Origin of the sequence: Streptomyces hiroshimensis (genome assembly GCF_014650335.1) — a bacterium.
Lineage (GTDB): Bacteria > Actinomycetota > Actinomycetes > Streptomycetales > Streptomycetaceae > Streptomyces > Streptomyces hiroshimensis.
The window spans coordinates 134,304-157,916 of record NZ_BMUT01000008.1 but is presented as its reverse complement, the minus strand read 5'-3'; the positions used below and the strand labels follow the sequence as shown (position 1 = coordinate 157,916).

At 71.9% G+C, this 23,613-nt stretch carries 23 protein-coding genes; 13 read left to right on the top strand and 10 right to left on the bottom strand.

Annotated features, from left to right (window positions below; all coding sequences use genetic code 11):
* Positions 1-390 precede the first annotated feature (390 nt).
* Entirely contained in the window at positions 391-2,295 is a 1,905-nt protein-coding gene (gene typA, locus IE241_RS19380) for a translational GTPase TypA (protein ID WP_190023049.1), read from the bottom strand.
* Between the two features lie 259 nt (positions 2,296-2,554).
* Positions 2,555-4,609, bottom strand: a complete 2,055-nt coding sequence (locus IE241_RS19375) for an ABC transporter family substrate-binding protein (protein ID WP_229899505.1) — start codon at positions 4,607-4,609, stop codon at positions 2,555-2,557.
* A 341-nt stretch (positions 4,610-4,950) separates the two neighbouring features.
* Here IE241_RS19375 and IE241_RS19370 point away from each other — a divergent pair, with 341 nt between their 5' ends.
* The 10 genes from IE241_RS19370 (at position 4,951) to IE241_RS19325 (ending at position 17,354) form a co-directional block, all read left to right on the top strand.
* Positions 4,951-5,235, top strand: a complete 285-nt coding sequence (locus IE241_RS19370; RefSeq protein ID WP_190023048.1) for an Rv0250c family protein — start codon at positions 4,951-4,953, stop codon at positions 5,233-5,235.
* 64 nt (positions 5,236-5,299) lie between these two features.
* A complete protein-coding gene (gene sdhC, locus IE241_RS19365; RefSeq protein WP_190023047.1) occupies positions 5,300-6,142 on the top strand; it encodes a succinate dehydrogenase subunit SdhC in 843 nt (280 codons plus the stop codon).
* Between the two features lie 74 nt (positions 6,143-6,216).
* On the top strand, positions 6,217-8,157 hold the full coding sequence (locus IE241_RS19360; RefSeq protein WP_190023046.1) for a fumarate reductase/succinate dehydrogenase flavoprotein subunit: 1,941 nt from the start codon (positions 6,217-6,219) through the stop codon (positions 8,155-8,157).
* Entirely contained in the window at positions 8,154-8,918 is a 765-nt protein-coding gene (locus tag IE241_RS19355) for a succinate dehydrogenase/fumarate reductase iron-sulfur subunit (RefSeq protein ID WP_190023045.1), read from the top strand. Before IE241_RS19360 ends, IE241_RS19355 begins: the two co-directional genes overlap by 4 nt.
* A 90-nt stretch (positions 8,919-9,008) precedes the next feature.
* Positions 9,009-10,964 carry a TPM domain-containing protein gene (locus IE241_RS19350; protein WP_308433722.1) on the top strand — a complete coding sequence of 652 codons (1,956 nt, stop codon included), beginning with the start codon at positions 9,009-9,011 and terminating at the stop codon, positions 10,962-10,964.
* A gap of 507 nt (positions 10,965-11,471) precedes the next feature.
* A complete protein-coding gene (locus IE241_RS19345; RefSeq protein WP_190023044.1) occupies positions 11,472-12,503 on the top strand; it encodes an FkbO/Hyg5 family chorismatase in 1,032 nt (343 codons plus the stop codon).
* A complete protein-coding gene (locus IE241_RS19340) occupies positions 12,500-13,690 on the top strand; it encodes a 3-deoxy-7-phosphoheptulonate synthase (RefSeq protein ID WP_190023043.1) in 1,191 nt (396 codons plus the stop codon). Before IE241_RS19345 ends, IE241_RS19340 begins: the two co-directional genes overlap by 4 nt.
* 128 nt (positions 13,691-13,818) lie before the next feature.
* Entirely contained in the window at positions 13,819-14,805 is a 987-nt protein-coding gene (locus tag IE241_RS19335; protein ID WP_190023042.1) for an LLM class flavin-dependent oxidoreductase, read from the top strand.
* Positions 14,802-16,007, top strand: a complete 1,206-nt coding sequence (locus IE241_RS19330) for an MFS transporter (protein WP_190023041.1) — start codon at positions 14,802-14,804, stop codon at positions 16,005-16,007. The genes IE241_RS19335 and IE241_RS19330 overlap by 4 nt, the downstream gene beginning before the upstream one ends.
* Before the next feature lie 201 nt (positions 16,008-16,208).
* A complete protein-coding gene (locus tag IE241_RS19325; RefSeq protein WP_190023040.1) occupies positions 16,209-17,354 on the top strand; it encodes a methyltransferase domain-containing protein in 1,146 nt (381 codons plus the stop codon).
* Between the two features lie 60 nt (positions 17,355-17,414).
* Here IE241_RS19325 and IE241_RS19320 read toward each other — a convergent pair whose 3' ends face one another.
* Both IE241_RS19320 and IE241_RS19315 read right to left on the bottom strand, forming a co-directional pair.
* The gene (locus IE241_RS19320) at positions 17,415-17,603 is read right to left on the bottom strand and encodes a hypothetical protein (protein ID WP_190023039.1); all 189 of its coding nucleotides are present in this window, start codon (positions 17,601-17,603) and stop codon (positions 17,415-17,417) included.
* Between the two features lie 123 nt (positions 17,604-17,726).
* Positions 17,727-18,254, bottom strand: a complete 528-nt coding sequence (locus IE241_RS19315) for an ATP-binding protein (protein ID WP_190023038.1) — start codon at positions 18,252-18,254, stop codon at positions 17,727-17,729.
* A 175-nt stretch (positions 18,255-18,429) separates the two neighbouring features.
* Here IE241_RS19315 and IE241_RS19310 point away from each other — a divergent pair, with 175 nt between their 5' ends.
* Positions 18,430-19,395, top strand: a complete 966-nt coding sequence (locus IE241_RS19310) for a helix-turn-helix domain-containing protein (protein ID WP_308433721.1) — start codon at positions 18,430-18,432, stop codon at positions 19,393-19,395.
* Between the two features lie 10 nt (positions 19,396-19,405).
* Positions 19,406-19,597 (top strand): hypothetical protein, encoded by a 192-nt coding sequence (locus IE241_RS19305; protein ID WP_190023037.1) that lies wholly within the window; start codon positions 19,406-19,408, stop codon positions 19,595-19,597.
* A gap of 180 nt (positions 19,598-19,777) precedes the next feature.
* On the opposite strand, the gene IE241_RS19300 is transcribed toward IE241_RS19305, so the two are convergent.
* Together IE241_RS19300 and IE241_RS19295 are read right to left on the bottom strand one after the other, a co-directional pair.
* Entirely contained in the window at positions 19,778-20,293 is a 516-nt protein-coding gene (locus IE241_RS19300; protein WP_190023036.1) for a DUF3995 domain-containing protein, read from the bottom strand.
* A complete protein-coding gene (locus IE241_RS19295; protein WP_190023035.1) occupies positions 20,290-20,631 on the bottom strand; it encodes a DUF6191 domain-containing protein in 342 nt (113 codons plus the stop codon). Before IE241_RS19295 ends, IE241_RS19300 begins: the two co-directional genes overlap by 4 nt.
* Before the next feature lie 311 nt (positions 20,632-20,942).
* Between IE241_RS19295 and IE241_RS19290 the strand changes: the two genes are divergently transcribed.
* Positions 20,943-21,824: an IS5 family transposase gene (locus IE241_RS19290; RefSeq protein WP_190023216.1), complete on the top strand. Its 882-nt coding sequence runs from the start codon at positions 20,943-20,945 to the stop codon at positions 21,822-21,824.
* Positions 21,825-21,839: 15 nt separating this feature from the next.
* Here the strand turns inward: IE241_RS19290 and IE241_RS19285 are convergent, their stop codons facing one another.
* From IE241_RS19285 to IE241_RS19270, 4 genes are all read right to left on the bottom strand, one after another.
* On the bottom strand, positions 21,840-22,190 hold the full coding sequence (locus tag IE241_RS19285) for a hypothetical protein (protein ID WP_190023034.1): 351 nt from the start codon (positions 22,188-22,190) through the stop codon (positions 21,840-21,842).
* Between the two features lie 48 nt (positions 22,191-22,238).
* On the bottom strand, positions 22,239-22,664 hold the full coding sequence (locus IE241_RS19280; protein ID WP_190023033.1) for an ester cyclase: 426 nt from the start codon (positions 22,662-22,664) through the stop codon (positions 22,239-22,241).
* Between the two features lie 102 nt (positions 22,665-22,766).
* Positions 22,767-23,177 (bottom strand): VOC family protein, encoded by a 411-nt coding sequence (locus IE241_RS19275; protein ID WP_190023032.1) that lies wholly within the window; start codon positions 23,175-23,177, stop codon positions 22,767-22,769.
* Positions 23,178-23,243: 66 nt separating this feature from the next.
* Positions 23,244-23,603, bottom strand: coding sequence for a helix-turn-helix domain-containing protein (locus tag IE241_RS19270; protein WP_190023215.1), 360 nt, complete (start codon positions 23,601-23,603; stop codon positions 23,244-23,246).
* Positions 23,604-23,613: the final 10 nt, after the last annotated feature.

Here is a 23,613-nt window from a genome sequence, read left to right as displayed (position 1 = left end):
CGGAACCGGCACCTCGAGTGTGCTCGTGAGTCGGCGCTCCCCACAGCGCGTGACCCATTGACCCGAGCTCAATGAACCCAACTATTAAGTACGTCCGCCTTGTAAACCACACTTAAAGGGTCTCGCTTTGGTCACATCGAGCGCCCCGCGAGGTTCGAAAAGCGGACAAAGTCAGCACAGACAGACACCGCGAAACGGACTGTTAACACAACTTCCGGCGCCTGCTGGCCGGTATTCGGACAACTTCTACATCCCGGCATCAATGCGGACTGTCTCATTCCGGCACGTCCGGATATGCCGGAGGCCCGGAACCACCGCTCGGGAAAGCGGGGTCCGGGCCTCCGTACAGGGCCTTGCTCCTAGCGGAGCGTCAGCCTTGGCGCTTGACGCTCAGCGCTTGGCGCGCGAAGCCGTGCGGCCGCGCTCCTTCTGGTCCAGGACGACCTTGCGGATGCGCACGGCCTCCGGGGTCACCTCGACGCACTCGTCGTCGCGGCAGAACTCCAGGGACTGCTCCAGCGACAGCTTGCGCGGCGGGACGATCGCCTCGAAGGAGTCGGCGGAGGAGGAGCGCATGTTGGTGAGCTTCTTCTCCTTGGTGATGTTGACGTCCATGTCGTCGGCGCGGGAGTTCTCGCCGACGATCATGCCCTCGTACACCTCGGTGCCCGGGTCGGTGAAGAGCACGCCGCGCTCCTGGAGGTTCGTCATCGCGAAGGCGGTGACGGCACCGGAGCGGTCGGCGACCAGGGAACCGTTGTTACGGGTCTTCAGCTCGCCGAACCACGGCTCGTGGCCCTCGTGGATCGAGTGGGCGATACCGGTGCCGCGGGTGTTCGTCAGGAACTCCGTGCGGAAGCCGATCAGACCGCGGGACGGGACGACGAACTCCATGCGGACCCAGCCGGAGCCGTGGTTGGACATGTTGTCCATGCGGCCCTTGCGGGTGCCCATGAGCTGGGTGACGGCGCCCATGTGCTCCTCGGGCACGTCGACCGTGAGGCGCTCGACGGGCTCGTGGACCTTGCCGTCGACCTCCTTGGTGACGACCTGGGGCTTGCCGATGGTCATCTCGAAGCCCTCGCGGCGCATCTGCTCGACCAGGATGGCCAGCGCCAGCTCACCGCGGCCCTGCACCTCCCAGGCGTCGGGGCGCTCGGTGTCCAGGACGCGCAGCGAGACGTTACCGACCAGCTCGCGGTCCAGGCGGTCCTTGACCTGGCGGGCGGTGACCTTGCGGTCCTTGACCGCGGACTTGGCGTCCGCGCCCTTGCCCGTGCCGCCGCGGCCGACCAGCGGCGAGGTGTTGGTGCCGATGGTCATGGAGATCGCGGGCTCGTCGACCGTGATCAGGGGCAGCGCGACCGGGTTCTCCGGGTCGGCCAGGGTCTCGCCGATCATGATGTCGGGGATACCGGCGACCGCGCAGATGTCACCGGGGCCGGCGACCTCGGCGGGCTTGCGGGTGAGCGCCTCGGTCATCATCAGCTCGGTGATGCGGACGCTGGAGATCGAGCCGTCACGCTTGATCCACGCGACGGTCTGGCCCTTGCGCAGCTCGCCCTGCTCGACGCGGAGCAGCGCGATACGGCCGAGGAAGTTGTCGGCGTCGAGGTTGGTGACGTGGGCCTGGAGCGGCGCGTCCTCCTCGTACGCCGGAGCCGGGACGTGCTCCAGGATCGTGGAGAAGAACGGCTCCAGGTTGGTGCTGTCCGCGGGGACGGTGCCGTCCTCCGGCTTGGTCAGCGACGCGATGCCGTCACGGCCGCAGGCGTAGACGATCGGGAACTCGATCTGGTCCTCGTCCGCGTCCAGGTCCAGGAAGAGGTCGTACGTCTCGTTGACGACCTCGTCGATGCGGGAGTCCGGGCGGTCCGTCTTGTTGATGCAGAGGATGACCGGCTTCCGCTGCTGGAGCGCCTTGCGGAGCACGAAGCGGGTCTGCGGCAGCGGGCCCTCGGAGGCGTCCACCAGCAGCACGACAGCGTCCACCATCGACAGGCCGCGCTCGACCTCGCCACCGAAGTCGGCGTGGCCGGGGGTGTCGATGATGTTGATGGTGATCGGCTCGCCGCCGTCCTTGGGGTGGTACTTCACCGCCGTGTTCTTGGCGAGGATCGTGATGCCCTTCTCACGCTCCAGGTCGTTCGAGTCCATGACTCGGTCGTCGACGGACTCGAGCTGGTGCGCGGCGAAGGCGCCGGCCTGCTTGAGCATGGCGTCGACGATGGTCGTCTTGCCGTGGTCGACGTGGGCGACGATGGCGACGTTACGAATGTCGTGGCGGGTGGGCATACTTGCGGCGCTTCTCCCGGAATCGTGGATGGCGGCGCGTACGGTCCGGCACGCGCGCCCGCCGGGCAGAATCACGCCGCGGCCACTTCCATGGTACGGGCCCGCGCCGACTTCGGCTCCCCAGGGCCGCTCACACCTACCCCGACCTGCGACTTTACCTTTCCGGAACCCCTTGGCCACAGCCTCCGGGGGCTGCTTCGGCGCCGGAGCCGGTGCCGGACCCGGTGCCGGAGCGAGCGCCCCGGCTGGGCGCCCGGGCTCAGCGCCGGAAGCCGATGTCCTGGTAGCGCGGCGTGCCCAGGCCGAAGGCGCCCGCGTTGACGACCGTCTTCCGCGCGGCCACCAGCTGGGGGCGCTGATAGAGGGGGATCGAGCCCGCCAGTGCCCAGATGCGGGCGTCCGCACGGCCGGCCAGGTCACGGGAAGCCTCCGCGTCGAGCTCGGTGGAGGCCTGGTCGAAGAGCTGGTCGATGCGGTCCGTGCCGACCCGGGTGTAGTTCTGCTCCACCAGCAGGGAGCCGTCCGCGGCGGGCTGCGGCTTGGCGAAGAGGGGGCGGGCGTCGGTCGCGGGGTAGGCGGTGGCGGGCCAGGAGTACAGGGCCAGGTCGTAGCTGCCCGCGGCGACGTGGTCCTTGAAGAAGCCGGCGTCCCCGACCTTGGTCATCTCGGTGCCGATGCCGACCGCGTCGAGCCGGCGGGCGATGCGGTCGGCGACGGACCGCAGGGACTCGGCCCCGGAGCTCACCGGGACGACGAAGCGGAGGGTGAGCTTCTTGCCGTTCTTCATGCGGACCGGGGCGGCGGCCGCCCTGCCCCCGCCGTCGCGGGCGGTGCGCTTGCCGTCGGGCAGGCCGGCATCGTCCGCGCCGTCCTCGGAGCCGCCCGGGTCCGCGGAGTCGTCGGCGGCGCCCTCCGGGTCGTCCGTGTCGTCCTCGCCGGAGGGGTCGGGTCCGGCCGGGAGCCCGGGCCGCAGCAGGGTGGTGCGGCCGGGTGTGCCGGAGCGACCGTCGGCCCCGTCCGCGCCCGCCGCCGTCCTGTGGTTGCCGCCCTCGGCCCGGCCCTGCTCCCAGCCGGCGTCCGCGAGCAGGGCCTGGGCGGCCTTGGGGTCGGGGCCGCCGACGGCGTCGCTGTTGTCCTCGTAGCCCTCCTGGCCGGCGAGGAAGAGGTGGCTGCCCAGCGGCTCGGCGGGCAGGCCGAGGGGGCCCAGGACGGACTTGGCGAGGGCCCGGCGGTCGATGGCGCGGGCGACGGCCCGGCGCACGCGCTCGTCGGCGAGCGGCCCGCTCGCGCCGTTGAGGGCGAGCTGGGTGTACGCGGGCTCCAGGGACTTGCGGACGACGACGCCGCGCAGGGCGGGCGAGCGCTGGGCCGCGGCGGCCGGCGGCTTGTCGCCCTTGTCCTGCTTCGCCGGCTTGTTCGCGGCCTTGATGCGGCCGGCGTCGGCCGGGCTCACGTCGGCGAGGTCAAGCTTGCCGGCCCCCAGCGCCTCGGCCCGCTCCGCGCGCGGCACCGCCCGCAGCACGAGCCGGTCCAGCTTGGCGGGCTCGCCCCACCACCTGGGGTCGCGGGCGAGGGTGAGGGTGCCCTGCTTGTCGTCGCGCCCGGCGATCCGGAAGGGGCCCGCGGAGAGCTTCAGTTCGCTGCGGGCGTCGTCGTTGAAGCCGTCCGCGCTGCTCATCACGGACTTCGGGTAGAGCGGGGTGAACAGGGCGGGCCAGTCGGCGCAGCTGCGGGCGAAGGTGACCTTGACCTCCTGCGCGTCGGCGCCCCGCTCGACCCGGTCGATGCGGTCGTAGCCGGCGTTGCGGGCCGTCCAGTAGGCGCTGTCCTTGCCGCGCAGGGCCTTCCACTGGGCCTCGAAGTCGGCGGCGGAGACCGCCTTGCCGTCGCTCCAGACGGCCTTCGGGTTGAGCTTGTAGACGACGACCTGGTGCGGCTCGCGCTGGACGACCTCGGCCGAGCGCAGGTAGTCGGCGTTGCGCTGCGGGCGGCCGCGCCCGTCGGTGGTGAAGAGGGCGGGCAGCACGGCCCCGGCGACGCGCTGCGTGGTGGCGTCGGCGTCCGTCTGGAAGGTGTTGAGGGTGCTGGGCAGGGTGTCGACCGCCCAGGTGAGGGTGCCGCCGTCGGCGACCTTGGCCCGGGGGGCGGCCCCGATGTCCTGCGGGGTGACGACCCCGTCGCCGTCCTGGTCGAGGCCGCAGCCGGCGAGCAGGGGGAGCGGGAGCATCAGCCCGGCGGCGAGCAGGGCGGCCCGGCGGCGGCGCGTACCGGACCCGCGAGCCCTGAGGGGGCGGAGAGATCGGTCAAGGGCCATGGGTGGTGCCACCTCCGCCGGACTCGTGCGCCGGACTCCATCGGCGTAATGCGCCGCTGATCGCATCTACTGCTCACCACTGAATGCGACAGTCGGTCCGGTCGCGCGCCGACACGGCGCCGCCCGGGTGTACGCCACCCGCGTGGACGAACGATTCTGCGACCCCCGCCCACCGGTCGGCCTACCGAGGACGAACGTTTCTGCAGCACTCCGGCGCGCGCCGCACCCGTTCCGGCGAAGGCGCGATCGCTATCTTCCCCCGGAGGGGTGTGACGCGCGACACTCTCAGTCGCATCACCGTCGCCACCCGCAACCGCCGACAGCGGAAGTGAGGGTCAGACATGTCCCTGCAAGACGAAGTGACCGCGGTCCAGCGCTGCCTGGACGATCTCGGCCGGGCGCTCGCGCGGCTGGAGAAGCACCTGGGCAGCCAGGATCTCGAACTGCGCCGGGTGCGCACCGACGCCGCCCACCTGCGCGAGAGCGTCACCCTCCTGCGCGCCGTCCACCCCGCGGACCGGCTGCCCCCCGAGACGGTGCCGGTCCCCGACGCCCCGTACGACGCCTCCCTGTGGAAGGACGCGGACGAGGAGGGGCTCGGCGCCCGGGACCGGCACGCCCCCTGAGCGGGCCGGGCAGCGCGGCAGCTCCGACCGACCCACCCCCTTCCGCTCCTCCCCGGAGTCCCTCTTGGCCACTGGTACCGACCCCCGATCCGCGACCTCCGCCGGGGTGCCCGCCCAAGGCGGGGTCCATCACCCCTCGCGCGCCACGATCCCCGCCCGCCACCTGCGCGCCGACCGCTGGTGGCTGCAGCCCGCCGCCACCGCCGCCGGGCTGTTCGCCTTCGTCGTCTACTCGACCTGGCGGGCCTTCGCGGGCGACGACTACTACGCGGCGCCCTACGTCTCCCCGTTCTACTCGCCCTGCATCGCGGAGAACTGCGTCCCGATGAAGAGCGGCGCGGACTGGGAGGTCTTCGGCTCCTGGTGGAGCCTGTCGCCGGCCCTGCTGATCCTGATCTTCCCGCTGGGCTTCCGGCTGACCTGCTACTACTACCGCAAGGCGTACTACCGCGGCTTCTGGGCCTCGCCCCCGGCCTGCGCCGTCGCCGAGCCGCACCGCACGTACACCGGCGAGACGCGCTTCCCGCTGGTCCTGCAGAACATCCACCGCTACTTCTTCTACTTCGCGGTGATCGTCGCGGGCATCCTCACCTACGACGCGGCGCTCGGCTTCCGCAATGCGCGCGGCGAGTGGGGCCACATGGGCCTGGGCACCCTCGTCCTCCTCGCCAACATCGCCCTGATCTGGGCGTACACCCTCTCCTGCCACTCGTGCCGGCACATCGTCGGCGGCCGGATCCGCACCTTCTCCAAGCACCCCGTGCGCTACCGCATGTGGGGCTGGGTCAGCGCGCTCAACGCCCGCCACATGCAGCTCGCCTGGGCCTCGCTGGTCAGCGTGGCGGTCGCCGACTTCTACGTCTACCTGGTGGCCAGTGGCGTCTTCGACGACCCGCGCCTGTTCTAGCAGGACGGCGAGCAGGTCCGTCCCACCCCGGCCCCACCCCAGCCCTTCATGGTCAAAAGGAGAGGTGCTTTCTGATGTCGCGTACGGCCCGACAAGCCTGGGACGTGGTCGTGGTCGGTGCGGGGGGCGCCGGGCTGCGCGCCGCCATCGAGGCCCGTGAGCGGGGCATGCGCTGTGCCGTGATCTGCAAGTCACTCTTCGGCAAGGCCCACACCGTGATGGCGGAGGGCGGCATCGCCGCCAGCATGGGCAACGTCAACGAGGGCGACAACTGGCAGGTCCACTTCCGCGACACCCTGCGCGGCGGCAAGTTCCTCAACCACTGGCGGATGGCCGAGCTGCACGCCCGCGAGGCCCCCGACCGGGTCTGGGAGCTGGAGACCTGGGGAGCCGTCTTCGACCGCACCCGCGACGGGAAGATCTCGCAGCGCAACTTCGGCGGCCACGAGTACCCCCGACTGGCGCACGTCGGCGACCGCACGGGCCTGGAGCTGATCCGCACCCTCCAGCAGAAGATCGTCTCGCTGCAGCAGGAGGACCACCGCGAGTTCGGCGACTACGAGGCCCGGCTGAAGGTCTTCCAGGAGTGCACGGTCACCCGCCTCCTCAAAGACGGTGACCGCGTCGCGGGCGTCTTCGGCTACGACCGCGAGTCCGGCCGCTTCTTCGCCATCGAGTCCCCGGCGGTCGTGCTGGCCACCGGCGGGATCGGCAAGTCCTTCAAGGTGACGTCCAACTCCTGGGAGTACACCGGGGACGGGCACGCGCTCGCGCTGCTCGCCGGCGCGTCCCTGATCAACATGGAGTTCGTGCAGTTCCACCCGACCGGCATGGTCTGGCCGCCGTCGGTCAAGGGCATCCTCGTCACCGAGTCCGTCCGCGGCGACGGCGGGGTGCTGCGCAACAGCGACGGCAAGCGGTTCATGTTCGACTACATCCCGGACGTCTTCCGGGAGAAGTACGCGGAGTCCGAGGCCGAGGGCGACCGCTGGTACAAGGACCCGGACAACAACCGCCGCCCGCCCGAGCTGCTCCCGCGCGACGAGGTCGCGCGCGCCATCAACTCCGAGGTCAAGGCCGGCCGCGGCTCCCCGCACGGCGGGGTGTTCCTCGACGTCTCGACGCGCCTCCCCGCCGAGGACATCAAGCGCAAACTGCCCTCGATGCACCACCAGTTCAAGGAGCTGGCGGACGTCGACATCACGGCCGAGCCGATGGAGGTCGGCCCCACCTGTCACTACGTGATGGGCGGCGTGGACGTCGACCCCGACACGGCGGCGGCGGTGGGCGTGCCCGGCCTGTTCGCCGCGGGCGAGGTCGCGGGCGGTATGCACGGCTCCAACCGGCTGGGCGGCAACTCGCTGTCCGACCTGCTGGTCTTCGGCCGGCGGGCGGGCCTGTACGCGGCCGAGCACGCCGCCGCCTTCCCCGGCGCCGGCCGGCCCGTGGTCTCCGACGCCGACATCGAGGCGGCCGAGGCGGAGGCCCTGCGCCCGTTCAGCGCGGAGGGCGGCGACCCGGCGGTCTCCGAGGGCCCGGCCGAGAACCCCTACGCCCTGCACCAGGAGCTCCAGCAGACCATGAACGACCTGGTCGGCATCATCCGCAAGGGCCCCGAGATGGAGGAGGCGCTGCACCGGCTGACCGAGCTGCGGGCCCGCTCCCGGCGGGCCGGCGTGGAGGGCCACCGGCAGTTCAACCCCGGCTGGCACCTCGCGCTCGACCTGCGGAACATGCTGCTGGTCAGCGAGTGCGTGGCCCGGGCGGCGCTGGAGCGCACCGAGAGCCGCGGCGGCCACACCCGCGACGACCACCCGGCGATGGACCGGCGGTGGCGCCGGCTGAACCTCGTGTGCCGGCTGAACGGGGACAGCACGGAGCCGGGCGCGGACCCGCTGCTGGGCCGGGTGCGCCTGGAGCGGCGCGCCATGCCGCCGATCCGTGACGACCTGCTCGCGCTCTTCGACAAGGAGGAGCTGGTGAAGTACCTGACGGACGAGGAGCTGACCTCTTGAGTTACGAGGCCCACTTCAAGGTGTGGCGGGGCGACGCGGACGGCGGTTCCCTCGTCGACTACACCGTGACCGTCAACGAGGGCGAGGTCGTCCTCGACATCATCCACCGGCTCCAGGCCACCGAGGCCGCCGATCTCGCCGTGCGCTGGAACTGCAAGGCGGGCAAGTGCGGTTCGTGCAGCGCGGAGATCAACGGACGCCCGCGGCTGATGTGCATGACGCGGATGTCGCTGCTCGACCCGGACGAGCCCGTCGTGGTCACCCCGATGCGGGCGTTCCCCGTGGTGCGGGACCTGGTGACGGACGTGTCGTTCAACTACGCCAAGGCGCGCGAGGTCCCCTCCTTCGTCCCGCCGGACGGGCTCGGGCCCGGGGAGTACCGGATGCAGCAGGAGGACGTGGAGCGCTCCCAGGAGTTCCGCAAGTGCATCGAGTGCTTCCTGTGCCAGAACACCTGCCACGTGGTGCGTGACCACGAGGAGAACAAGCCGGTCTTCGCCGGCCCCCGCTTCCTGATGCGCGTCGCCGAGCTGGACATGCACCCGCTGGACGGGGCCGCCGAGGCGGGCCTGGACCGCAAGCGCTCCGCGCAGGAGGAGCACGGGCTCGGCTACTGCAACATCACCAAGTGCTGCACGGAGGTCTGCCCCGAGCACATCAAGATCACTGACAATGCGCTGATCCCGCTGAAGGAGCGGGCCGTGGACCGGAAATACGATCCGCTGGTCTGGCTCGGGAGCAAGATCCGCCGCCGGGTGTGAGCCGGGCGCACGCGGGAGTGTGCACACGCTCCGTATTCAGCCCCTTGCTCCCAGTAGCGGAACGGGCATTAGCGCCATACGCTCCCAAGTGTGACGCGGCTTTCAAGGCGGTACGGGACGGGGGCGCCGGGCTGGGCCATCGCCGGCGCCCTCCTCGCGCTGTGCGCCCTGCTGCTCCCGGCCCCCGCCACCCGCGCCGACACCCCCCTCGACCTGGACGCCGGCGGCCGCATCACCGACACCGTCGACGCGCTCGGCCGGCGCCGCGCACAGGTGACCACCGCGCTCGAACGGCTGCGCACCACCCACCGCGTCCAGCTCTACGTCACCTACGTCCGTGACTTCTCCGGCCGCTCGGCGCGCGCCTGGGCGGACGCCACCGCCGATCGCAACGGCCTCGGCGAGCACGAGGTCCTGCTCGCCGTCGCCACCCACGGCCAGCAGTACGCCGTCTCCGCCGACAAGCGCTCCGGCTTCCGCGCCGACCAGCTCAAGGCCGTCGCCGACACCGCCATCGCACCCGCCGTCGCCCAGCACGACTGGGCCGGGGCGGCCATCGGCGCCGCCGACGGCTACCGGGCCGTCCTCCAGGGCGAGCCGGTGCGGCCGCCCGCGATCTCGCCCGGCGACAGCGACCCCGGCGGCGAGGGCCTCGTCCCCGGCCACCGCAGGGTCTGGCTCCCGGTCGCCATGGGCGCCGGGCTGTGCCTCCTGGGGCTGTACCTGTGCGCCCGGCGCGCCTCCCGCACACGGCGCGCGGCGCAGGGGCGGGCGCAGGGGCCGGAGCACGCCCCCGCGACGGCCACCCCGCCCGGTCTCGCCCGCATGGCCCAGCCGCTGACGCCGCTGCCCGAGCTCGACGCGGAAGCCGCCCGCGCCCTCGTCGAGACGGACGACGCGGTCCGTACCAGTGCCGAGGAACTCCTCTTCGCCGCCGCCCAGTTGGGCGAGGAGGCCGCCCGCCCGTTCGCCGAGGCCGTGACCTACGCCAAGGAGGAGCTCGCCGAGGCCTTCCGGCTGCGGCAGGCCCTGGACGACGCCCCCTACGAGGACGAGGAGATCCGCCGCCGGACCTTGGACGAGATCTGCTCGCACTGCACCAGCGCGAACCGGCGCCTGGACGCCGAGTCCGAGTCCTTCGACCGGCTGCGCGGCCTGAAAGCCAACGCGGCCGGCATCCTGGACCGGGCCGAGGCCGCCGCGCAGTCCCTCGTCCCCCGCGTCGCCACCGCCGAGGCCGCCCTCGCCGCCCTCGCCGGGCACTGCACCCAGGCCGCCCTCGCCGCCGTGGCCCGCCACCCCGGAGAGGCCCGCGACCGGCTGTCCTTCGCCACGACCGCCCTCACCGAGGCCCGGCGCGCCCTCGCGGCCGACGACACCGACGGCGCCGCGATCTCGCTGCGCGCGGGCGAGGCCGCCCTGTCCCAGGCGCGCGTCCTGACCCTCGCCGCCCTGCGCCGCGCCCACGAGCTGACCGGCGCCACCGCGCGGCTGCCGGCCGCCCTCGCGGAGGCCGAGGCGCGCGCCCCGCGCGGCAGCCCCCAGGCCCGCGCGCTCGCCTGCGCCCGCCGCGAAGCCGAGAGCGGGCGGTACGACCCGCGCGCCGTGCTGCGGCACGTGGAGGAGACGGCGGCCGCGCTGGACGCCGAGCACGAGGACCGGGCCCGGGCGCGGGCCGAGCGGGCCCTGCGCCGGGTGCGGGGCGAGGTGGCGGCCGCCCGGGACTTCGTCACGACCCACCGCGGGGCGGTCGGCTGCCGGGCCCGTACCCGCCTCGCCGAGGCCGAGCGCCACCTGGCCCTCGCCCGCACCGCCGGCGACCTGCGCGCCGTCCGCTCGGAGACGGGCCACGCCGACTCCCTCGCCCGCCAGGCCCGCGCCCTGGCCGAGCACGACGTGGGCACCTACGGCACCCGCTACGACCCCGGCACCCCGCCTCCCGCCCGCGCCCTGGGCGGCGCCCTGCTGGGCGGCATCATCCTGGCGGGCCTGCTCCCGGCAACGTTCGGCGGCGGGGCGACGCGGGGGCGGCTGGCGGCGGGGTGAGGGGAACGGGGACGGGGGAAACGGCCTACGGGGGAAACGGGGTTGGGGGGACGGGGACGGGGGCGCCGAGGGGGAGCCGGCCGCTGCCGCGACGCGGCTGAGCCCGGTGAGGCGCATCCGAGCGAATTGAGCCCGCTCTAACGCGCACCCTTCAACTCACCTGTGCTACCTGGCCACTTCGGAATCCCTCGCCCCCCCTCCCTCACTCCCCGTGTGGCTCAACTCACCCATACAGGCTCCCGATAAAAGTTGACCGTACACGTGCATTTCTGGGTACCGTCGTAGCGGCAAACGATCACGGGGGGAGTGAGCCGGGGCCGCCAGCTTTCTGCTGCGCTGTGCCCAACTGTGCCTTCAACGCGCCTTGTCGACGCGCCGGACCGATTCCGCGCGACCGAGGACCGAACCTTTACGCACAGCCACCGCAGGGCTCACTCGTCTGCCCCCTGCAGTGCCATGACGTCTCGTCTCCATTGTCTGAGCAACGGCCCACTGAAGGGTGCTGACATGTCTCAACACGCCGCTCTGCAAGCCCATTTCACGCCACTCGACGGCACGGCGCCACAGCCCGCTCCCGGGCGCCACGTCCTCGGTACGGTCGCGTTCGGCGAGCGCACCGCCCTCTCCCTCACCGGGCAGGGATACCCGGAACTCGCCATTCCCATGGCCTCTCCCGGCTTCGACTCCTTCCGCGAGGTGTGGACCACCGGCGCCGAGCCGGTCACCGGCACGCGCGGCGGTCTGGCCTTCGCCCACGACGGCGAATACCTCTTCATATCCGGCGCCATCGAGCCGCTGCCCGTGTACGGGCCGACGGTGCGCGAGGTGTACGAGGAGGCCTTCGCGCTCGTGGGCGAGCTCGGCTATCCCCACATCTTCCGGATGTGGAACTTCGTCGGCGGCATCATCAGCCCCAACGCCGAAGGCATGGAGATCTACCAGGACTTCGTCGCAGGCCGGGCCGAGGCCTTCGCGTCCTACGGCGACGGCACCGGCCACATGCCGGCCGCCACCGGCATCGGCACCCGGGGCGAGGGCATCTCCTTCACCCTGCTCGCCTGCCGCGAGGGCAGCCCCCGGCACGTGGAGAACCAGCGGCAGACGCCCGCGTACCACTATCCCGAGCAGTACGGCCCGAAGCCGCCGAGCTTCGCCCGCGCCACCCGGCTCCACCCGGCCGGCGGCGAGCAGGGCGACGGCGCGCTGTTCGTCTCCGGAACGGCCAGCATCCTCGGCCACGAGACCGTCCACCGCGGCGACATCGCCGCGCAGACCGACGTGGTGCTCGAGAACATCGCCGAGCTGATCAGCGGCCCCAACCTGGCCGCGGCGGGCCTCGACGGCGGCCACGAGCTCAAGGACCTGCGCCTGGTCAAGGTGTACGTGCGCCACGAGGCGGACCTGCCGGTCGTGCGCGAGCGCTGCCAGGCGGCCTTCGGCCCCGACACCGAGGTCATGTACATGAACGTGGCCGTGTGCCGCGACGATCTGCTGGTCGAAATCGAAGGACTCGTCCCGGGCCGGGAGTGGACCAGGTGAACGAGTCTCTCACCGTCGCGGGGGCCCAGGCCCCCGCGGTCTGGGACCTGCTCCCCGCTGAGCAGCAGCCGCAGTGGGGCGCGCACCCCGACCTCCCGCAGGTGCGCCGCACCCTGCGCGAGGCCCCCGCGCTCACCTCGGCCGAGGACGTACGGACCCTGCGGCGGCAGCTCGCCGAGGTGGCGCTCGGCCGCGCGCGCCTGCTGCAGGCCGGTGACTGCGCGGAGGACATCCGCGTATGCGGAGCCGCCGATACCGCCGCCAAGGCGGAGCTGCTGGCCGATCTCGCCGGCCGGATGGCCGCCCACACCGGGCAGCCGGTCGTCCGTATCGGCCGGATGGGCGGCCAGTTCGCCAAGCCGCGCAGCCGCCCCACCGAGACGACCCACGACGGGCTGGACCTGCCCGTCTTCCGCGGCCATCTCGTCAACTCCCCCGAACCGAACGGGCAGGCGCGCCGCCACGACCCCAACCGGATGCTCCAGGCGTACGAGGCGAGCTCGGCCGTACTGCGTGCACTCGACGAGGAGCGCACCGACGCGTACGGGCCGTGGGCGTCCCACGAGGCCCTGGTGATGGACTACGAGAGCCCGCAGGTGCGCCGCGACCCGGAGACCGGCACCCCCTACCTGGCCTCGACCCACCTCCCGTGGATCGGGGAGCGGACCCGCCAGCGGGGCCTCGCGCACGTGGAGCTCCTCGCCTCCGTGGCCAACCCGGTCGCCTGCAAGGTCGGCCCGTCCGCGACCGCCGAGGAGGTCGTCCGGCTCTGCCGCGTCCTGGACCCCAACCGGCTGCCCGGCCGGCTCACGCTGATCCTGCGCATGGGCGTGCGGGCGCCCGGCCTGGCCATCGCCCCGATCGCCGAGGCCGTACAGCGCGAGGGACACCCCGTCGTCTGGCTCAGCGACCCGCTGCACGGCAACACCGTGCAGACCGCCTCCGGCATCAAGACCCGCCGCCTCTCCGACGCCGTCGACGAGGCCGTGGCCTTCCGGAAGGCCCTCGAACAGCAGGGCCTGCACCCCGGCGGCCTCCACCTGGAGACCGCGGCGGCCGACGTGACCGAGTGCCTGGGCGGCCCCGTCGCCGACGAGCGTGCGCTGTCCGGGCGCTACGAGTCGCTCTGCGACCCACGGCTCAACCCGGCCCAGGCTCGCGAACTGATCGACGCCGTCTTCTCCTGACCGACGCCCGCCTTCTCCCGACCGACGCCTTCTCCTCCTGACCGACGCCGTCTTCTCCTGACCCCCGGACCTCCGGCAAGCTCCTTGCCGGACGCTCACCCCCGCCGGACCTCTCAGATAGGAACACCGTGCCCCAGACGCCCACCGACCTCCGTATCGGTGTCGTCCTCCCCGGACGCGAATCCGTCGTCGAACGCAACGACTACCCCCGCCACCTCGGCGAACTGAGCCGGAAGATCGAACAACTGGGGTACGACTCGATATGGGCGGGCGAGTCCCCGCTGGCCCGCTCCCGGATGAACCCGGTGCTCGCCCTGACGGCGGCGGCCACCACCACGGAGCGGGTCCAGCTGGGCACGGCGGTGCTGCTGCCGCTGCGCCCGCCGGTCCACCTGGCCCACGAACTGGCCTGCCTGGACCGGATCTCCGGCGGCCGCCTGATCACGGGCCTGGGCTCCGGGTTCTCCTCGCCCGCCACCCAGGCCGAGTTCGCGGCGTACGGCATCCCGTTCAACGAGCGGGTCGGCCGCATGCGGGAGACCCTGGAGATCTGCCGCGCCCTGTGGCGCGCCGAGGGCGAGCCGGTCTCGTTCGACGGGAAGTACTACCAGCTGAAGGACGTGGCGCTGCTGCCCGTCACGGACCGGCCGGCCGGACCCCCGCTGTGGATGGCGCACGGCGGCGAGAAGATGCTGGAGCGCACCGGGCGGATCTACGACGGCTGGATGCCCACCAGCACCACGGCCGCCAACTACGAGAAGGGCTGGCTGCGGGTGCAGGAGGCCCGCGAGGCCGCGGGGCGCCCCGCCTCCGACGTCACCGGCGCCGTCTACCTCTCGGTCGCCGTGGACCGGAGCATGGAGAAGGCCGAGGAGACGCTGAAGGCCTACTTCGGCGCCTACTACCGCCTCGACCTGCCCACCATGCGCACCACCCAGGGCATCTTCGGCGGCACCCCCGAGCAGGTCGCCGAGTGGCTCGGCGGGTACGTCGCCGCGGGCGCCCGTCACATCATCCTGCGCCTGCCCACCCCCGACCTCCACGAGCCGAGCTACAGAGCCGCGCTGGAGCGCACCGCGGAGGAGCTGCTGCCGCTGCTGCGCGGCCTCGCATGAGCGCCGTCCAGCAGACCGGCACCGCACGGCACTCACGGTCCGGGCAGCGCAGCGTCTGGCTCGCCGCCTGGCCCCTGACGGCCGTCTTCATGCTCTCGAACGCGCCGACCCCGATGTTCGTCCTGTGGCAGCACCGGATCGGCTTCGGGACCGGCACCCTGACCGTCGTCTTCGCCTCGTACATCGGCGGGCTGCTGGTGGCCCTGCCGGTCGCCGGCGTGCTCTCGGACCGCTACGGACGACGGACCGTCCTCGTCCCGGCCGTGCTCTCCGCCCTCCTCGCCTGCCTGCTGTACGCGACGGCCGGGAGCGTCGCCGCCCTGATCGCGGCGCGGCTGCTGACCGGCCTCGCGGTGGGCGGCGTGGTCGCGGCGGGCATGGCGGCGGTGTCGGACGTCGGCGGCCCCGACCGGCGCCGGCAGGCCTCGCTGGCCGGATCGGTGGCCATGGGCGCCGGCCTGGCGTCGGGTCCGCTCCTGGCCGGCTGCGCCGCCCAGCTGCTCCCGGCCCCGACGGTGACGGTGTTCGTCGCCGAGGCCGTCCTGCTGCTGTCGGCCCTGCTGGTCATCCGCACCCTGCCGCAGGTGCGCCGCAACGGCGCCGGCGGCTCGTGGCTGCGGATGCCTTCCGTGCCCCGCCCCAACCGGCGGGACCTGCTGGCCGGCCTGGCCGCCTACATGCCCGGCATGACCGGCACCTCGTTCCTGCTGGCCCTCGGACCGTCCATGCTGGCCGACCTCCTCGGCACGACGAACCGGATCGTGGCGGGCGGTTCGGCGTTCGTCATGTTCGGCGCGTCGACCGGCGTGCAGTTCTTCGTGAGCCGGTGGCGCCCCCACCGGCTCCTCGCCGTGGCGACGGTCGCGACCGCCGCGGGCATGCTGCTGGTGATCCTCGCCGTGCACGCCGAGTCGATCTGGCTGCTGCTCGCCGCCGCCGTACTGGCCGGCACCGGCCAGGGCATGGGCCAGCTCGGCGGCTTCTCCCTGCTGAACGCGCGCGTCCCGGCGCCCCGGCTGGCCGAGTCCAACGCGGCCCTGAGCGCGTGGGGCTACCTCTTCGCCGGCATCCTCCCGGTCGGCACCGGCTACCTCAGCGACGCGAAGGGCATCGGCTTCAGCGCCTCCCTGCTCGGCCTGGTGGTGGCGGGCGCGGCGCTGCTGGGCACGGTGTTCGTGGCGCGCCTGGCCCGACAGGAGTAACGAACGAGACCGCCGGACGAACGGCGGCCTCGGCTTATACGGCCCGCCCCGGGGATCTACCGGGGCGGGCCGTTCCCGTGCCCTCTTCCCGGCCCCCCTCGGACCCCGGCACACTGGACCCGCCACATGACCCGGGGAGGCTGTGATGGGCCGCCAGGACGACCAGCAGCGAGAGGGCCTCGGCGGCGCCCCCTTCCGCCGGTGACCGGCCCCGACTACACGGCGCTGCGCCGACGCTGCGCCGACGCCCTCCAGGCGGAGGACCAGTTCGGGGCCCCGTGGGTCCGTGAGGTCTTCGAGAAGGTCGAGCGGGAGAGGTTCGCACCCGCCCGTATCCGGGTCTCGGACCCCGGGGGCAACGGCGGCCAGGAGGTCATCGACTACGCCACCGACGCCCGCGCGTGGGCGAACGCGGTCTACGCCCCCGACCGGTCACTGATCACCCAGCTCGACGACGGCGCCACCCTGCTGGAGCCCGGGGCGCCAGGACGGTTCACCTCGTCCCTGTCCGCGCCCCGCGTCGTCGTCCGTCAGCTCTGCCACCTCGACCTGCGCCCCCGTCACCGGGTCCTGCACATCGGCACCGGCTCCGGCTACGACTCCGCGCTGATCGCCGAACGCACCGGGGCCCGCAACCTCTTCACCCTCGAAGTGGACGACCGTCTCGCCGCCACCGCCCGCCGCAACCTCGACACGGCCGGATATCCGGACGTCCAGGCGGTCGCCGGGGACGGCGAGCAGGGGTGGCCCGCCGGCGCCCCGTACGACCGTGTCCTGTGCACCGCCTCCGCCAACCGCGTCCCCCGGGCCTGGATCGAGCAGACCCGCCCGGGGGGCGTCATCCTCACTCCCTACCGGGGCCTGGCCCTGCCGCGCCTGGTCGTCGCCGACGACGGCAAGACCGCGTCCGGCCCGATCGTGGACGCGATGTCCTTCATGGTCCTGCGCGGTCAGCGCGGCACCGAGGCGGCCGACCTCCGGCCCGTCGTCAAGGCCACCCTGTCCGAGTCGGAACGCGTCCGCACCGATGCCGACCTGTCGCCCGTCAAGACCGAGCTGGGCGCCGAATTCCTCTACCACGTCCTCGTGCCGGGCACCCGCCTCGTCTTCGGCGAGGAGACGTGGTGGCTGGAGGCACGCGACGGGTCCTCCTGGGCCGCGTGGAAGCCCGACGGGCGCGGACGCCAGTGGGGAACGCGAAGGCTCTTGACCGAAGCCGCGGAGGCCCTGACGGCCTGGAAGGCGGCCGGGGCGCCCGGCCTTACAGCCCTCGGGCTCACCGTGGACGCCGGCGGCGACCGCGTCTGGGCCCACGAGCCGGACGGGCCTTCCTGGCCCGTGCCCTGAGGCCAGCGGCCTGCACCACCTCTGTGCTGGTGGTGCAGGCCAAGGTGTGGGACGGGGATGTCAGCGCCGGTCGTCCATCTCGTCCTGGATGTCGTCGAAGGACCGCTGGCCCTGCTGCCTGGCCTCTTCGGCCCTCTGGCGCAGGCGCTCCTGCTCGCTCTGGCCGCGCTGCGACGCCTCGTCCTGCTTGCCCTGCAGCTTCTCCCTGGCCTGTTGCGCCTTGCCTTGCATCTCGTCCTTGATGCCCATGAGGATCACTCTTCCTGGGTGAGCGGGGCGGGTCCTCAATCACCCTGGCACGGGCGAGCGCATCACGCATTTTCGCGGTGCGGCTGCCGAGCCAGGTCCCGGGGCGGGCCGTTCCGTTTCCATTCAGGCGCCGGGGAGGGGGAGCCGGGCCCAGACCCGGGTGCCCTCGGCGGTGGAGCCGGCCTTGCTGATGCCCCAGGTGCCGCGGCACTCGTGGACGACGGCGGCGAGGAGCAGGAGGGTGCGCTTGCGGCAGGCGGTGCAGCGAGCGGCCTGGCGGGTGTCGGAGTGGGCGTGGTGGGCGTCCCAGTTGACGATACGGAGGGCGCCGTCGCACCAGCGGAGGGAGTGGTAGATGTCCTGCCCGGGCGCGAATCGCGTCGCGCAGGCGACGAGTTCCCCGGCCACGGAAAGGGCGGCCTCTTCGATGGCAGTGAGCCCGTGGGTGCGCAGGACGCTGCGGACGGTGGCCCGGACGACGGCGGCGGACCGGGGGTCACCGGGAACGGTGAAGCTGTAGGCGAGGGCGGAGGGGTCGGAGGAACGGGGGATGTAGGCGGGGCGGTGGGTGGTGGCGAGGGTGGAAGGGTTGAGTGGGGCGGGAGTGACGAGGGGGCAGAGGGGACGGTCGGCTTCGGTGGAGGGCAGCATGGGGCGGCTCCCGGGGTGGGGTGTGGTGTAGACCCTGCGGTGCGGCGCCGGGCCGGTGGCCTGTCTCCCTGACGCGGGCAGGCCCCTCCCAGGGCAGGAGGACGCGGGCATGCTCGCGCGATGCGCTTCCGGCCAGGACGCCGTTGCGTGTGCGATGCGATACCGACTGTAGGACATGACGGAGTACATGTACTACGGTCTCGTGAAGTCATCACCCTTCGGTGGACCGGGCGATCGCGACGCGGGCAGACTGCTCCCGACGTCGGCCAGCCCGGAGCAGGGAGAACGCATGCCCCCTAGAAGCACGCCAACAGCGCGTCAGAAGCGGCTCGGCATCGAGCTGCGGAAGATGCGCACTGCCGCGGGCATGACCACAGAGTTCGCGGCCGGCCTGCTGGGAGTCCCTCGCACGAACGTGCCGAACATGGAGTCGGGACGCTCAGGGATCAGTGCTGACCGGGTACGCATTCTCGCCAGTAACTACGGGTGCACCGACGCAGAGTTGGTCGAGGCATTGGCCGCGATGGCCGCGGAGCGCGGGAAGGGCTGGTGGGAGTCCTACCGCGGGGCGCTGCCGGTCAGCTTTCTGGATATCGCGGAGATGGAATGGCACGCCACGCGGCTGCGGATCGCATTGACTGTGCACCTTCCGGGGCTGCTACAGATCGAAGACCATGCTCGTGCACTCTTCGAGCACGTCGTGCCTCGCCTGCCCAAGGCTGAGATCGAAGCCCGCGTAGCCCACCGCATGGACCGCGCACAGGTCCTCGGCAAGGCAAACCCGCCTCAGGTAGACGTGATCGTCCATGAAGCGGCGCTGCGTATGGAGTTCGGCGGCCGAGACGTGTCCCGCCGACAGCTCACCCACCTCCTCGACGCGAGCTGCCACGACAACGTGACGCTGCGGGCCATCCCGTTCCGAAACGGCGGATTCCCCGGAGCAGGCCACTCGGTCGTCTACGCCGAGGCCGTGGTCCCTCAACTCGACGTAGCCGAACTCGACTGCTCTCACGGTCCGGATTTCCTCGATTCGGAGATGCAGCTCAAGAAGTACCGTACCCAGCTGGAGCAGTTGGAGACGGTGACGCTCGCACCAGGGCCGTCACAGGACTTCATCCGCGATATCGTCCACCAGCTCTAGGGAACGCTGCATGTCAATGATCACTTGGGAAGAGGCCTTCTGCGGTGAGGGAGCGAATTGCTTCCGCATAGGCACCGACGCCGTCGGGAACGCCTACATAGCCGTATCCGGGGCCGAGGATCACTACGTAACCGACAGCCGCGACGCCCTGCGCGCGCTGATCCGCGACATCAAGGCGGGCAAGGCCGACCACCTGCTCTGACGGGCTTGGCTCTCGGGTCGGCTCGCGGGCCGTGGGGGCGAGCGTCAAGACAGGCTGGCAGCAAGGGGAGGGGAGGGGAGGGGGGCGCCACATCGCGGCAGCAGCCCGCTCCCCCGCCAGCCGCTGCCGGAGCGCAAGGGCAGTACGAGCCGCGGGCCCTGCCAAGGCGCGTCCGATAGGTCAGCGAGTCTGCCGTGCCTGGTCGAAACCCCGCGGGTCCGCCGTCCTCGCAGCGGCGAGCGTGGCGAGGCCGAAGGACAGTCCTCCGGCGATGAACCAAGGGTTCCAGAGTGCCAGCGTCCAGGCCCGCTGCCGCGCGCTCACGGCGGTGTCCAGGTGCGTCGCGTCGGTCAGCAGCAGCACCTCGATACCGATGCCACGTGCCAGCAGCAGCGCACTGACGCCCCATCCCAGCCACCTTGCCGGCAGAGCGGGAACGCCCCGGAGCGCGGACCGGGCAAGCAGCCATGCCAGCAGGGCGCCGAGGAGGCAGAGTGCGCCCACACCCCACAAACCGGCTACGACGAACCACAGCGGGCGCTCGGTGGCCGGCGGACCGGCGGAGATGCTCAGCCCGACATCACCGCCGACGGCCCAGTAGAAGTGCAACCCGGCGAACGCGGCCGCCCACAAGCATGCGATGCGCCCCCACAGTGTGGACGGTCCTGCGCCCGTTCCCTCCGGTCGGCGTCTCACCGCAGGCCCCCACGGGCATCGCGCCTGCCGGCGCACACGCTGTCCGCTTCCTGCGGCAGCACGATGAACGCGGTGCCCTTGGCCAGGTCGATGCTGGAGCGAGGCGGCGCACCGTCGGTCTCGTCGTCCCGCCGCAGCAGCTCCACCCGCCGCTGCACCAGCTCTACCGTCTTGTTTCCGTTCACGACCGCCGTGAATTCATCGAAGGCCGTGTTCGACAACGACCGGCCCGTGCGCCTGCGTAGCCACGGGATCAAGCCCAGCCCCGTGAGCCATCGCCACGCGCTCTCCACCAGGGCGAACAAGACCAGCAGACACGCGAACGCCGGGAACGACATGAGCCATACCGTCACGGCCGGCCCGTCGCGCAGCCCGCTCGCACAGGCCCCTCGGCCGCCGTCGTCGGACTCGTCTCGCTGATCGCCATGGGATCACTGTTCCGAATCCGCAGCGCGCAGGGATCGGGCCGGCGTATGAGCCGCCTCCCCCATGCGGCGGAGGCAAGCCGCCGTGGAGATCCACCGCATGGCGGAGTGCCGTGGGAGCAGGTCGACGCGGCGGCTTCGGCAGACCGGCCGGACGGCACACCTGGCTAAGCCCTGTCCGGCGGATCTTGTGACCGCCTCGGGTTCGAGTCGTTGGCATGCCCATGGGGCGGGGAGATCTCACGAACGATGAATGGGTGCGGCTGCGGCCGCATCTACCGGAGTCCGGTCAGCGGGGCGGGCGTTGGAAGAGCCATCGCAGGGTGATAGACGGGATCCTCTTTCGGCAGCGCACCGGGGTGCCGTGGCGGGATCTGCCTGCGCGATTCGGCAAGTGGAAGACCGTGTACGAACGGCACAGACGCTGGTCGGCGGACGGCACGTGGGACAAGATCTTCGCGGCCGTCCTGGCCGACGCCGATGTGGAAGGCCGTATCGACTGGTCCATGGTGAGCGTGGACTCCACCTCCTGTCGGGCCCACCAACACGCCGCCGGAGCACGCAAGAAACCCCCGCGGGTGCCAGGGGAAAGACGCACGCCCTGGCAGCACCGCCCTGACGAGGGACTCGGACGCTCCCGGGGCGGCCTCACGTGCAAGATTCACCTCGCCGGTGAGGGTGGACGCCGCCCGCTGGCCCTCCTGGTCACCCCGGGCCAGTGGGGCGACGCCCCGCAGCTCATCCCGGTCATGGAACGTATCCGCGTCGGCCGGCTCGGCGGTGGACGCCCTCGCACCCGACCGGACCACCTCAGCGGCGACAAAGCGTATTCCTCCCGGCGCAACCGTCGCTACCTGCGGCGACGCCAGATCAAGCACACCATCCCCGAGCCCAGTAATCAGCGGGCCAACCGCAAGCGCCGTGGGAGCAAGGGCGGCCGTCCCGCCGGTTTCGACAAGACGGTCTACAAGCGCAGAAACGAAGTGGAACGGACGATCAACGCGCTGAAGGGCTCACGGGCCGTGGCGACCCGCTTCGACAAGCGGGCGTATGTCTTCCACGGCACCGTCACCGTTGCTGCGATCCGGCTGTGGCTCAGGACGTGATCGGGCGGCCGAGGTTCAGAGCCACCGCTGTGCCGCCTCGACGCTGTCCCCGCCACTGGTGTTGAACGCAATGGCAGCCTGGGGCGCATGGCGATGGATCAGATTCACGATCTGTTCGAAGAGGGGGAGCAACTGCTCGGTCTTGCGGATCCCGCCGCCGACAACCACGACATCCCACGGCTGCTTGGTCAACGATGCGACGAGGGTGGACTCGGCCGATTCGTCGAACACGATCAGAGTCATGGCCGCGTCGATGCCGTGCTCACCGAACCGGGCCAGCTCCGCATCGAGCGCCGCACGAAGCGCCTCTCCGTCGACGCCAGGTATCGCTCGCGGGTCGTAACCAATCACAAGTGCAGAAGACATACGGCCAACCTACTGGGCCCGGCCCGAGCATGATCCGCCGGACAGGGCCTAGTCGACCTGCGGCCACTCCCAGCCCAGCTGGAAGAACAGGCCGAGGCGGTCGCTGACCGCCCTGATCTCGGTGATCTTGCCCTCGGCCAGGGTGAAGATCCAGATCGCCTCGTTCTCGAAGCTCCGGCCCGTCGGTTCGGGCATACGGACATGCGTGCCGCCGTGGACGCCCCGCTGGGTGACCCGGGCGACCACCCTGTCGCCCTCGCCGATCAGTTCGTCCACCCGCACCGTCAGCGGGTCGAACGCCGCCACCTGCATGCGCAGGCCCTCGAACGCGGCGCCCGGCTCGTCGGCCTCACCGTGGATGATCTTGTTGTGGTCCACGACGTCCTGCGCCATGTACCGCGGAAGGTCCTCCAGCCGGCGGTCGCTGACCGCCTCGAAGAAGCCCAGGATCGTCTTCTTGTTCTCGTCCACCATGGTGACCGCTCCCCCATCTGACCCGTCCGACCCGTCTGATTACGTGTCAGCCAGCGGGGATCTTATCCGCGCGCCCCACGCGCCCTCTCCTACGCCCCTCGGCTACGCCCGCGGCTGCGTGAAGCGGATCCGGTTGCCGAACGGGTCACGGAGGCCGCAGTCCGTCCCGTAGGGGCGGTCCGTGGGCTCCTCGGTGAACTCGACGCCCCGGGCCAGCAGCGTCTCGTACGTCTTGCGGCAGTCGTCCGTGGTGAGGATGAGCCAGCCGCCCATCGCGCCCTTGGTCACCAGCTCGCGGACCTGCTGCGCCGTCTCCTCGGACATCGCCGGAGCTCCCGGCTTCTCCAGCAGGATCTGGCGCTCCGGGTGACCGGGGACGCTGACGGTCAGCCAGCGCATGAAGCCCATGTCGACGTCGGCGGTGACCTCCAGGCCGAGCTTGCCGACGTAGAAGTCGAGGGCCTCGTCCTGGTCGAGGACGTATATCTGCGATTGCGTGATGGCGTTGAACATGGGCATCACGCTACCGACCCGGCCGGCCGGAAACTTATCCGAAACTGCTCAGGTACCGGCAGCCGCTCAGGTACTCGGCCGCGTCCACGCCATCGCGAAGCACGTCGGTACGGCCGCGGTCACCGCCTCCTTGCGGTACGTCCTCGGCGACCGGCCGACGATGTCGCGGAACGTGCGGCTGAAGGTCCCCGGGCTGCCGAAGCCGACCTCGAAGCAGATGTCCGTCACGCTGCGGTCGGTCTCGCGCAGCAGGAACATGGCCCGCTCGACGCGGCGGCGCTGCAGGTACCGGTGCGGCGTCTCGCCGAACGTGGCCCGGAAGGTGCGGGTGAAGTGCGCCTCCGAGACGTGGGCGATGCGGGCCAGGGCCGGGACGTCCAGCGGCTGCGCGTACGCGCGGTCCATCGCGTCCCGGGCCCGCAGCATGCGGCGGTTG

Coding starts and splice junctions, on each gene's coding strand:
- IE241_RS19285 (WP_190023034.1), bottom strand. CDS start 22,190: ATGTCTTCTGCACTTGTGATTGGTTACGACCCGCGAGCGATACCTGGC.
- IE241_RS19295 (WP_190023035.1), bottom strand. CDS start 20,631: ATGTCGTTCCCGGCGTTCGCGTGTCTGCTGGTCTTGTTCGCCCTGGTG.
- IE241_RS19290 (WP_190023216.1), top strand. CDS start 20,943: ATGGGGCGGGGAGATCTCACGAACGATGAATGGGTGCGGCTGCGGCCG.
- IE241_RS19275 (WP_190023032.1), bottom strand. CDS start 23,177: ATGTTCAACGCCATCACGCAATCGCAGATATACGTCCTCGACCAGGAC.
- IE241_RS19330 (WP_190023041.1), top strand. CDS start 14,802: ATGAGCGCCGTCCAGCAGACCGGCACCGCACGGCACTCACGGTCCGGG.
- IE241_RS19305 (WP_190023037.1), top strand. CDS start 19,406: ATGTCAATGATCACTTGGGAAGAGGCCTTCTGCGGTGAGGGAGCGAAT.
- IE241_RS19320 (WP_190023039.1), bottom strand. CDS start 17,603: ATGGGCATCAAGGACGAGATGCAAGGCAAGGCGCAACAGGCCAGGGAG.
- IE241_RS19315 (WP_190023038.1), bottom strand. CDS start 18,254: ATGCTGCCCTCCACCGAAGCCGACCGTCCCCTCTGCCCCCTCGTCACT.
- IE241_RS19270 (WP_190023215.1), bottom strand. CDS start 23,603: ATGCTGCGGGCCCGGGACGCGATGGACCGCGCGTACGCGCAGCCGCTG.
- typA (WP_190023049.1), bottom strand. CDS start 2,295: ATGCCCACCCGCCACGACATTCGTAACGTCGCCATCGTCGCCCACGTC.
- IE241_RS19310 (WP_308433721.1), top strand. CDS start 18,430: ATGACGGAGTACATGTACTACGGTCTCGTGAAGTCATCACCCTTCGGT.
- IE241_RS19280 (WP_190023033.1), bottom strand. CDS start 22,664: ATGGTGGACGAGAACAAGAAGACGATCCTGGGCTTCTTCGAGGCGGTC.
- IE241_RS19345 (WP_190023044.1), top strand. CDS start 11,472: ATGTCTCAACACGCCGCTCTGCAAGCCCATTTCACGCCACTCGACGGC.
- IE241_RS19360 (WP_190023046.1), top strand. CDS start 6,217: ATGTCGCGTACGGCCCGACAAGCCTGGGACGTGGTCGTGGTCGGTGCG.
- IE241_RS19375 (WP_229899505.1), bottom strand. CDS start 4,609: ATGGCCCTTGACCGATCTCTCCGCCCCCTCAGGGCTCGCGGGTCCGGT.
- IE241_RS19370 (WP_190023048.1), top strand. CDS start 4,951: ATGTCCCTGCAAGACGAAGTGACCGCGGTCCAGCGCTGCCTGGACGAT.